Source organism: Corallococcus sp. CA041A, from assembly GCF_003612075.1.
Lineage (GTDB): Bacteria > Myxococcota > Myxococcia > Myxococcales > Myxococcaceae > Corallococcus > Corallococcus exiguus.
In genome coordinates this window covers 1-4,842 of sequence record NZ_RAWF01000420.1, presented here as the reverse complement: position 1 = coordinate 4,842, position 4,842 = coordinate 1, and the positions used below count along the sequence as shown (strand labels likewise).

The 4,842-nt window shown below is 69.9% G+C and carries 2 protein-coding genes and 1 pseudogene; 1 reads left to right on the top strand and 2 read right to left on the bottom strand.

The window, feature by feature from the left end; genetic code table 11:
* Positions 1-186: pseudogene (locus tag D7V77_RS40135) on the top strand (hypothetical protein); the annotation flags it as partial.
* Between the two features lie 99 nt (positions 187-285).
* Here the strand turns inward: D7V77_RS40135 and D7V77_RS40130 are convergent.
* Complete coding sequence (locus D7V77_RS40130) at positions 286-1,218, bottom strand: DUF1963 domain-containing protein (protein WP_120581462.1); 933 nt, start codon at positions 1,216-1,218, stop codon at positions 286-288.
* A gap of 10 nt (positions 1,219-1,228) precedes the next feature.
* Positions 1,229-4,840 carry an ATP-dependent RNA helicase HrpA gene (gene hrpA, locus D7V77_RS40125; protein WP_120581461.1) on the bottom strand — a complete coding sequence of 1,204 codons (3,612 nt, stop codon included), beginning with the start codon at positions 4,838-4,840 and terminating at the stop codon, positions 1,229-1,231.
* Between the last annotated feature and the right edge of the window lie 2 nt (positions 4,841-4,842).

Below are 4,842 nucleotides of genomic sequence, written 5' to 3'. Positions count from 1 at the left end.
GGCATGGGACATGGGGAGGGCACGGGCTTTGGGCTGAGCGCGCGTCCGGCCGGCGCCTTCGTCATCCGCGGAGACAGGGTGTCGTGGCTGCCTGTCGTGGAGCCCACGCGCATCATCCTCGGCCTGCAGGTGCTGGCTGGCATCGCCCTGCTCGTCTACTCGCGCACGCGGCAGCGTGGCCATTGACCGTCACGTTTTCGCTGCCCAGAGAGGACATCACATCGCTGGCCGGACGCCTACCAACAGCGCTCCCAAACCGTCAGGAACAAGCGAGCGGGAGTCGGGTCACGTGCCCTGGAATCGAAGCGCGACTTCCTTCAGGTGTGTTCGGCACATGAAGAGATAGGCCGTCCACACATCGCCCCAACTGGCATCCGTCACATCCGAGGGAGAGAGCTGCAGCAGCAGCTCCATCAGCTCCCCACAAACGGTGCATCGTGGTGTCTGGTCTGGGCCGTTCACCCAATTGGGATATCCGCCGAGCACGACCCCTCTGTTGCGTGAGTGGGGTTTCTCGCGGGCGTGGGTTAGCTCACTGGCGACTCGATCCACCACGTGCCAGTTCTCCCACGCCTGCCGAGCACCGGAGTTTCCGGGGACTCGGTCCCAGAGCGGGGGACGGTGCACCTCGAACCCAACGTCAGCAGGGAGCGATTGTTCGAGTCGTGGGGTCACGAATCGAGGCTCGAACTCTTGCCAGCGGTAGCCTTTGGAGGCATCCGGCTCCAGTCGGAGTTCGCATGCCTGGGAAGGCGAGAGCGACGGGTACGCCATCACCCGAAATCCTTCCCGCTCCTTGATTCCGTCCCGCGGCTTTTTGGGGTGCAGCGGGCCGCAGTCCCAGCAGTAGAAGAACGTGAAGAAGGCGATGCCGAGCGTGGGCGAGTGCCGAGCGTCTCGTACATGGTTCACCTGCGCAACGAAGCTCAGGAGATGGCCGCGGTCACAGAGGGGCCACCGTTCGCCACCGCGCCCCGTGGGCACGCCACCGAAGCGCGTGGCAAGCAGCGAGTCGTCGCGGGAGGAAGCTCCCGGCACCAGCATCGTGCGCTGGCGAATCAACGGACGTAGCCATCGACCGACCTCGTCCGCGCTGAGGGCATCGATTTTGTCGCTCCGGGCCTTGGACATGGGCGGTGAACGTAGCCTGCCGGGCAGACGGAGCGAAGGCGCGCGGGCAATTGCATCCAGCCCCAACCGTGAGTCGCGGACGGACATCCACTCGCTTCTAGCGCAGCGCCGCGAGGGCCGCGCCGACCTTCGCCACCGTCACCGACACGGGCGTCGTCACCTCCGGAGCGAAGATGGCCACGCGGAGCTCCTCGAAGGCCCAACGCAGCTCCTGCGCCGCCTCCTGGTCACGCGCGGTGGTGGACCTGGCGAGGAAGGTCTCCCACAGGGGGAGGAAGGGCGCGGCCTTGCCTGCGTCCTTGGCGGGGTTCGCCACCGCACGCGCCAGCCGTGCCTGGGCCGCGCGGAGGTAGCGCGAGTAGTGCAGCAGTCGTACGAGGGGAATCCACTCGATGAGGTTCGCGGGGAACAACTGCCCGAGCTGCGAGCGGATGTCCCGCACGGCCGCCGCGCCGCTCGGCCCCTTGGAGGCCGCCTTGAGTGCGGCGAGCGTCGCAGCGAGCTCCGAGGAGGTGACGACGACGGCGTTCGCCCAGTCCCGGGCCTCACGCTCGATGCGCGGTGAGCCCTCTTGGACCAGCGCCTCGAAGGCTGCCTTCGTGCGGGGCAGTGGCGCACCCGGTGCGAGCTTGAACGCATCGTCGACGCTGCGTGCGAGGACGAGCGCCTTGAAGGCGTCAGCCTTGCCCCGCGCGGGCGGCGCGCCGTCCAGGGTCGGGAAGGGGAGAGGCATGCGCGCGGCGCTGACGGCCACGTGTCCGCGCGCGGCGAGCATCAGGAGCCGGCGGACCCCCGTGCGCGTGGCCGCGTCGGCGGCGGCGGAGGTCTCGAGCAGCACCAGGTCCACGGCAGCGCCCCGGTCGACGAGCGCGGGATAGCTGCGGACCTCGAGCCCGCCGATCCGCCGGGTAACAAAGGGGGGCAGCTCGCCGAAGGTCCACGCCGTCAGCCCCTTGCGCTCCCAGTCCGAAGTCGGTGCCACGTTGCGCAGCGCCGCCCGTGCATGTCCCCCGTGCTGATCGAGCAGCGCGTTGGCGTCGCGGCTCCGCGCGAGCTCCTTTCCCCGCTCGTCGAGCACCCGGAGCGTGACGCGCAGGTACGGCACCACCGCATCCGCCCGGAAGGACTCCTCGGGCACGTCCACGCCGCACAGCCGTGACACCGCACGCGCGAGCGCGGGAATCATCGGCCCGCGGAAGGGCACCAGTTCCTTTTCGAGGCGGTCGACCAGGGCCGGCACCGGCCCCAGTTGCTTGCGCAGGGCGCGGGGAACCTGATCGAGCAGGGCGGTGAGCTTCTCCCTCTGCCACCCGGGGATGGTCCAGTCGAGCTCACCTGGGACGAGCTGCGCGAGCAGCAGCAGCGGCACGCTCAGGGTGATGCCGTCGTCATCGGCCGAGGGGTCGAAGGTGTACGTCACCGGTACGGACGCGCCGTGCAGGGTGATGGAGTCCGGGTAGTGCGCCGGGGACAGGCCCGGGTCGTGCGAGAGGGCATCCTCCATCGAGAGGATGAGCACGTCGGGGTCGGCCGCCTCGGCCTTGCGGCGCCAGGCCTCGAAGCCCGCTCCGTCCGTCACGTCCGCCGGGACGCGCTGGTCGAAGAACGTCAGCAGCGCCTCGCTGTCGAGCAGCTCGCTGCGCCGGGCCTTGTCCCGCAGGCGCGCCACGCGATCGAGCACCTCTTGGTTCTCCTCCTGGAACGCCCCCCGGGTGCGGTACTCGCCGCGCACCAGGGCATGCTCGAGGAACATCAGCCGTGCCCGGGCGGGGTCCATGCTGGACAGGGACACGGGGCGCTCCTTGAAGACCTGCAGCCCGAAGAGGGTCGCGTTCTCCTTCACGATGGCGCGCGCGGACTTCTCCGACCAGTGCGGTTCGGAGTAGCTGCGCTTGAGCAGGTGGGGGGCCGCCGACGCGAGCCACTCCGGTTCGAGCTTCGCCACCGTGCGCGCGAACAGCTGGGTCGTCTCCACGAGCTCGAACGCCATCGCCCAGGCAGGGGGCTTCTTCGAGAGCGCCGACGAGGGATGAACCATGAAGCGCGTCTGCTTCGCGCCCGTGTAGTGGCGCTGCTCCGGATTCCACTGGCCGATGCGGGACAGGAGCCCGGTGAGGAGCGCCTGGTGCAGGACGTCCCCGCGCGCCGGGGCGCCCCGGCCCTTGCGAGGCAGGCGCAGCTCGCGGACGGTCTCCTCGAGCTGGCGCTGGACGTCCCGCCATTCGCGCACCCGCAGGAAGGACAGGAAGTTGTCCCGGCACACGCGCCGCAGATGGGACGTCCCGCGCTCCTCGGCCTCGCGCACGAACGCCCACAGCTTGAGCAGCCCCGTGAAGTCCGAGTGCTCGTCACGGAAGCGCCGGTGCAGCTCGTCCGCCTTCTGCGCGAGCTCCCGTGGCCGCTCGCGCGGGTCCTGCAGGTTGAGCGCCGCGGCGACGATGAGCACCTCGTCCACGCACCCGTACTCGGCGCCGGCGAGAATCATCCGCGCGATGCGCGGGTCCACCGGGAAGCGCGCGAGCTGGTGCCCGAGCGGCGTCAAGGTGCGCTCCTTGCCCTCGATGGCCCCGAGCTCCTCGAGCACCCGCCAGCCCTCGGCGATGGCCCTCGGCTGGGGCGGGTCGAGGAAGGGGAAGTCCTCGACGTCACCGAGGCCGAGGGACTTCATCCGCAGGATGACCCCCGCGAGCCCGGTGCGTTTGATCTCCGGGTCGGTGAAGGCGGGCCGCGTGGTGAAGCTCACCTCGTCATAGAGGCGCACGCAGATGCCCTCGCGCACGCGGCCGCAGCGCCCCTTGCGCTGGTCGGCGCTGGCCTGGGAGACCGGCTCGATTTGCAGGCGCGTGGTGCCCGAGCGTGGGTCGTAGCGCGACAGGCGCGCCACCCCCGTGTCCACGACGTACACGATGCCCGGGATGGTGATCGACGTCTCCGCGACGTTGGTGGCGAGGATGACCCGTCGCTGGGGGATGGTGGCGAAGACGCGCGACTGCTCGGAGGCCGACAGGCGCGAATACAGGGGCTGCACCACCGTGCCGCGGAGCTCGCGCGCGTTCAGTGCATTCTCGGCCTCGCGGATCTCCCGCTCGCCAGGGAGGAACACGAGCACGTCCCCGTCCGGGTCGAGCGAGAGCACGTTCGCCACCGAATCGGCGACGGAGTCGGCGAGCTCGTCGTCCTCGGGGGGCGGCTCGTAGAGCACGTCCACCGGAAAGGTACGGCCCTCCACCTGGATGACGGGAGCGCCCCCGAAGAACTGCGAGAAGCGCTCGGTCTCGATGGTGGCCGAGCTCACCACCACCTTGAGGTCGGGGCGTCTGGGGAGGATGCGCTTGAGCCACCCGAGCAGGAAGTCGATGGTGAGGCTGCGCTCGTGGGCCTCGTCGAGCACGATGGTGTCGTAGCGGCTTAGCAGCGGGTCGCTGTGGATCTGCGCGAGCAGGACGCCGTCGGTCATGAACTTCACGGCCGTCCGCCGGGACGAGCGGTCCTCGAAGCGGATCTGGTAGCCGACGTCCGTGCCCAGCTCCGTGCCGAGCTCGCGTGCCACGCGCGCCGCCACGCTCGTCGCGGCGATACGCCGGGGCTGGGTGACGCCAATCTGGCGCGGGCGGCCGCGCCCCATGGCGAGCAGGATCTTCGGCAGCTGCGTCGTCTTCCCCGAGCCGGTGGCCCCCGCGACGATGACCACCCTGTCTCCTATACACATCT

Bases quoted from the DNA above. Each gene is read 5' to 3' on its own strand.
- D7V77_RS40130 (WP_120581462.1), bottom strand. From the start codon at position 1,218: ATGTCCGTCCGCGACTCACGGTTGGGGCTGGATGCAATTGCCCGCGCG.
- hrpA (WP_120581461.1), bottom strand. From the start codon at position 4,840: ATGTGTATAGGAGACAGGGTGGTCATCGTCGCGGGGGCCACCGGCTCG.